The organism is Neobacillus drentensis, assembly GCF_036965245.1.
Taxonomy (GTDB): Bacteria; Bacillota; Bacilli; order Bacillales; family Cytobacillaceae; genus Neobacillus; species Neobacillus drentensis_G.
Map to the genome: position 1 here is coordinate 1 of NZ_JBALPG010000245.1, position 4,705 is coordinate 4,705.

General features: G+C 33.7%; 5 protein-coding genes and 2 pseudogenes. 5 read left to right on the forward strand and 2 right to left on the reverse strand.

The features are described from left to right. The 5 genes and pseudogenes from V7150_RS26375 to V7150_RS26395 all read left to right on the forward strand — a co-directional run. A partial coding sequence (locus tag V7150_RS26375; RefSeq protein ID WP_335524244.1) for a rhodanese-like domain-containing protein occupies positions 1-416 on the forward strand: 416 nt, incomplete at its 5' end. A gap of 130 nt (positions 417-546) precedes the next feature. Further along, a complete protein-coding gene (locus V7150_RS26380) occupies positions 547-675 on the forward strand; it encodes a hypothetical protein (RefSeq protein WP_335524247.1) in 129 nt (42 codons plus the stop codon). Positions 676-855: 180 nt separating this feature from the next. Further along, the gene (locus V7150_RS26385; RefSeq protein WP_335524249.1) at positions 856-1,119 is read left to right on the forward strand and encodes a metal-sensitive transcriptional regulator; all 264 of its coding nucleotides are present in this window, start codon (positions 856-858) and stop codon (positions 1,117-1,119) included. Positions 1,120-1,206: 87 nt separating this feature from the next. Then, positions 1,207-1,584: pseudogene (locus V7150_RS26390) on the forward strand (rhodanese-like domain-containing protein). Between the two features lie 898 nt (positions 1,585-2,482). After that, entirely contained in the window at positions 2,483-3,679 is a 1,197-nt protein-coding gene (locus V7150_RS26395; RefSeq protein WP_335524251.1) for a type II asparaginase, read from the forward strand. A gap of 395 nt (positions 3,680-4,074) precedes the next feature. On the opposite strand, the pseudogene V7150_RS26400 reads toward V7150_RS26395, so the two are convergent. Together V7150_RS26400 and V7150_RS26405 are read right to left on the reverse strand one after the other, a co-directional pair. Next, positions 4,075-4,389: pseudogene (locus V7150_RS26400) on the reverse strand (redoxin domain-containing protein); the annotation flags it as partial. Between the two features lie 15 nt (positions 4,390-4,404). After that, on the reverse strand, positions 4,405-4,581 hold the full coding sequence (locus tag V7150_RS26405) for a hypothetical protein (protein ID WP_335524254.1): 177 nt from the start codon (positions 4,579-4,581) through the stop codon (positions 4,405-4,407). Positions 4,582-4,705: the final 124 nt, after the last annotated feature.

Below are 4,705 nucleotides of genomic sequence, written 5' to 3' on the forward strand. Positions count from 1 at the left end.
ATACCCCCTGGAGTAATCAGGGGAATTCGTCTAAAGGTGGTTTTACATTGAAAAAATTATTGCCCTTTTTAACCCTATTTTTAGTCTTAGTACTTACTGCATGTGGAAATGAAGGATATCGAAATGTATCTTCAGATGAAGCTAAAAAATTAATAGACAACAAAGAAGTTGTCGTGTTAGATGTAAGAACGCAAGAAGAATTTCAAACGGGGCATATTCCTGATGCAACGTTGATCCCAGTCCAAGAATTAGAAGAAAGATTAAATGAATTAAAAAAGAATGACCCCTATTTAGTGGTCTGCCGCAGCGGCAACCGTTCTGTCAAAGCTAGTGAAATTTTAACAAGCAAAGGTTTTAAGAAAATTTATAACTTGACTGAGGGTATGAATGCCTGGCCATTTGAAATTGAACAATAAGATCTAAAATTTGAAAATTGCACCTAAAAAACGTGTATAAAAAAGATGCTTTACAATAATTTTTATTAAATATAATACCTATATAGGTATATGGATCCCTAGGGGAATATTGAGCTTTGTGAGAAGAAATATGACAAAGAAAGTAATCTGCTCGAAAACTTATTCCTCTGTATACGGCAGCAATGAAAGCAAAAATGTTAAGATTAAAACAAATGAACTTGGGGAAACAGAAAAAGTTATAGAAAAATCAAATATATAAAGGAGATCTTGAAATAAAATGAGCTTCGAACATTGATGCTCATTTTATTTCTTTTGAAAACAGTAAGTTTAATTATTTATCATGAAGAGAATAACGTTGACATTATACCTATATGGGTATAATATAATTCTTGTCAATGCTATTCCTTTTATCAAAACCAATGATTAAGGGGTTGGAAACATGGATTATAATGCTCAAATGAAAAATAGAGTGAAACGTATTGAAGGACAACTTAGAGGAATTTTAAAAATGATGGAAGAAAATAAGGACTGTAAAGAAGTCATCACCCAGTTATCAGCAGCTAGAACTGCTATTGATCGTACCATCGGGGTAGTAGTAAGCTCCAATTTAGTGGAATGTGTTCAAAAATCGAATAACGAAGGTGAAAAAAACATGGAAGAATTAATTAAAGATGCAGTGAATCTGCTTGTAAAAAGCCGATAAATATGTTGAAATGCTATTTCATGAAAATGGATATATTTTTTATCTTTTATAATACCTATAAGGGTATATAAAGTTGGGAGTTTTACATTGCAATATTTAAATTATCTTATCATTGCACTATTTCTTTTCTTTATAATCAAGCGATTTCTGACGACGCAAGGTGCTATCAATATTGCATCAACAAATTTGAAATGCGATTTAAATGACAAAAATAAACAATTTGTTGATGTACGTACACCTGGAGAATATAAAGGAAATCATATAAAGGGTTTTAAAAATATTCCGCTTCATCAACTTGCTCAAAAAGCAGAGAAAGATCTTTCCAAAGAAATAGAAGAAATTGTGTTTTGTCAAAGTGGAATGAGAAGCCATTAGGCCAGTAGGAAGTTAAAAAAATTAGGATTTCCAAAAGAGACGAATGTCAAAGGCGGCATGAGTGCTTGGTTATTAACTGCAAAGAGATAGTAACTTTATTATGGAGGTATAAAAAAATGGTGAAAGTAACACATGCAGCAATTACTAAAATTACTAATGAAGTTCAAGATGTAATCAATGAGGGCAAAAAGCCGCTGATCCGCTTTTCAATGGGAATTGGCTGAGGGGGGCCGCAGCTTCGCCTGACTCTGGAGGAGTCGGCTTTAGATACTGATGAAATCTTTGAACTAGACGGAATTCAGTTTTTAGTTAATGAACGTGATCAAGTTTATTTTAATAATGTAAAAATTGATTATACAAAGTCAATATTCGGAGGCGGACAATTTACGATCCTTCGGGTTTAATATTAAAGAGAGGCTGACTCAAAAGGTCGTTGAATAACGACTCTTTGAGTCAGTTTTTTATTTTTCTTCAATTTTGGCGTTACTTGGAAATTAATGGCCTCTAAGAAGGAGTAATCTCCGTTATTCTTTAGGCGTTTTCATCTGTTTTTTGGAAATGGTTTCCCACTTTTTTAAATTATGGGCAACACAAATTAGACACAGATCCATATATTAGGATCCAAATATTAAAGCTACATTTATTAGTATGAATCATCATTCAACTACACACTTCTCCCATTAAAGCCCTTCACGCACATAAAAATCGTCGATATTGTGACAATTCTATTAAGCCTATGTTTTCCAGTAGTTTTATGTAGGAAAGACATTATACTAACTTTGGAAAAAAATTCTTTATTTTTAATGTGAAGATTTGTATCGCTTTTTAAACTGAATAATGATGAAAGGAGTAATCACTTTTTGAAAAATGTTTTCTGAGCGGAACAGATTTTTCACTTAAAAATATAAAAAGCACTTTTATAGAAGAAAAACTATTCTCAATACTTCTATTTGATGTGCAAAATTTATTCCAAAGGAGATTTTATTAGATGAGGAAAACAATCAAAAACAGATTTTTTCTAATTGCACTTTCATTATTATTACTGATCGGCTTAACAGCCTGTTCATCTCCTGAATCCAAAAGTGAAACTATCGAGAAAGCTCCGAAAACTGAAACGAAAAGTGAAACGAAAACTGAAAAGAAAACTGAAACGAAAAGTGAAACTGTCAAGGAAACTCCGCAAAATATTACGAATGAAGAATTACCCAATGTTTCAATTATTGCTACTGGTGGAACAATCGCAGGTGTCGCCGCATCTGATACTCAAACAACTGGTTATAAAGCAGGAGAAGTTGCTATAGAAACTTTATTAGATGCTGTTCCAGAGGTGAAAGAAATAGCCAATATAACGGGAACACAACTTGTAAATATTGATAGTTCTGCAATGACCAATGAAGTTTTATTAAATCTGGCAAAAGAAGTAAATAAACAATTGGCAAGTGATAGCGTTGCTGGAATTGTTATTACTCATGGGACAGACACGATTGAAGAAACAGCCTATTTTCTTAACTTAGTAGTCAAGAGTGAAAAACCAGTTGTTCTTGTTGGAGCGATGAGACCGTCAACAGCGATCAGTGCTGATGGTCCACTTAATCTATACAATGCTGTAGCTATTGCTGCAAGTCCTGATTCTAAAGGGCATGGTGTCATGATTGCATTAAACGACAAAATTGGTTCCGCTCGTGATACTACGAAATTGAATACAACCGCTGTCAACGCTTTTGATTCATTTGAATATGGTGATATTGGGAATGTTCAAGGTAGTAAACCTTATTTCTATAACAAGCCTTCTCGTATACATACGAGCGAGAGTAAGTTTGATATTAGTAATGTAACAGAACTTCCGAAGGTAGAAATTTTATATGGGCATGGAAATGATAGTAGAGTATTGGTTGATGCTGCTGTTAAGGGAGGAGCAAAAGGGATTATACACGCAGGTACTGGAAACGGAAGCGTCTTTCCTGAAACGCAAGAAGGACTCGTAGATGCCCAGAAAAAAGGCGTTGTGATTGTCCGTGCATCACGTGTAGCTACTGGAATGGTAACACATGAAGCAACTGATGATACAAATAAATTCGTATCATCTGATTCCTTAAACCCAGCAAAAGCACGTATTTTGTTAATGTTAGCTTTGTTAGAAACTTCTGATCCTGTAAAAATACAAAGCTACTTTAATAATTACTAAATTTTTGAAAAAATCAACTCCCGAACTAATTGAACCTGAATTATTCATACCTTCTCTATGGTAAAGCATTTAATTAAAAAACCAGTGACATTTCTGCTCTTTTGAAAGAACCATATGCCTGTACGAGGGCTATGCATGATTTACAGCTATACAGTGTTGGTGAACCGAGCTCCTTTTTGCGTAATGTTGCACCGGACAGGTTCCTTATGAATTAGTTTTATCAAAGAAAAGGCCGTACCTAAAAAGTCGTTATTTCGACTTTTTGAGTCGGCCTCTTTTTTCACACCTTTGAATATCACTTTAAATTAATGAAATTAAAGGAGTAAAGTTATAACTTTTATATTAATAGGTGAGAAGTCCACTTCTATTTTGTAGGGAGGGCTTCTCACCTTATTTTATTGTTGAAGTTTTTCAGCAGCATACGAAATAATGTTAGCTGCTTCATCTCCAAATGGATCAAATTGACGTGATTCGATTATGTTTCCTTTTTTATCAAGGATTACAAATCCTCTTAGTGATTTAGGCCCGCTTGGATCCTTTAAATCAGCTTTTTCAATCATCTGAAGGTATTTATCAGATAATATTGGATAATCCAGACCCAGTTCCGCTTTTAATTCTTTATGATGCTCTACAGAATCTGCACTTAGCGCATAAATATCTCCAGGGAACCCAGCAAATAGCTCTTTATTTTTCTGCAGCTCGACCAGCTGTGATTTACAGTAGTCTCAACTATTCCCTGTGAATAAAAAAAGTAAAGTTGGTTTTTCTTTATTGTCTAAGGCTACTATGTTTCCTTTATCATCCTTAAGAGCTTTCTCATTCTCATCAGGAGAACATCCAGTCACGATGATGGTAAATATCATCAGGGAAAGAATGATCATAAGATAGTTCCTTTTCTGCATTTGGCAGATTACCTCCTTTGAATTTAAATTCACAATCATTATACCCAATGTGGTATAAGTTTTATTAAAGAAATATGACTAAATATCAAACTATTATTAAAAAACTATTAATTCATATTTAACC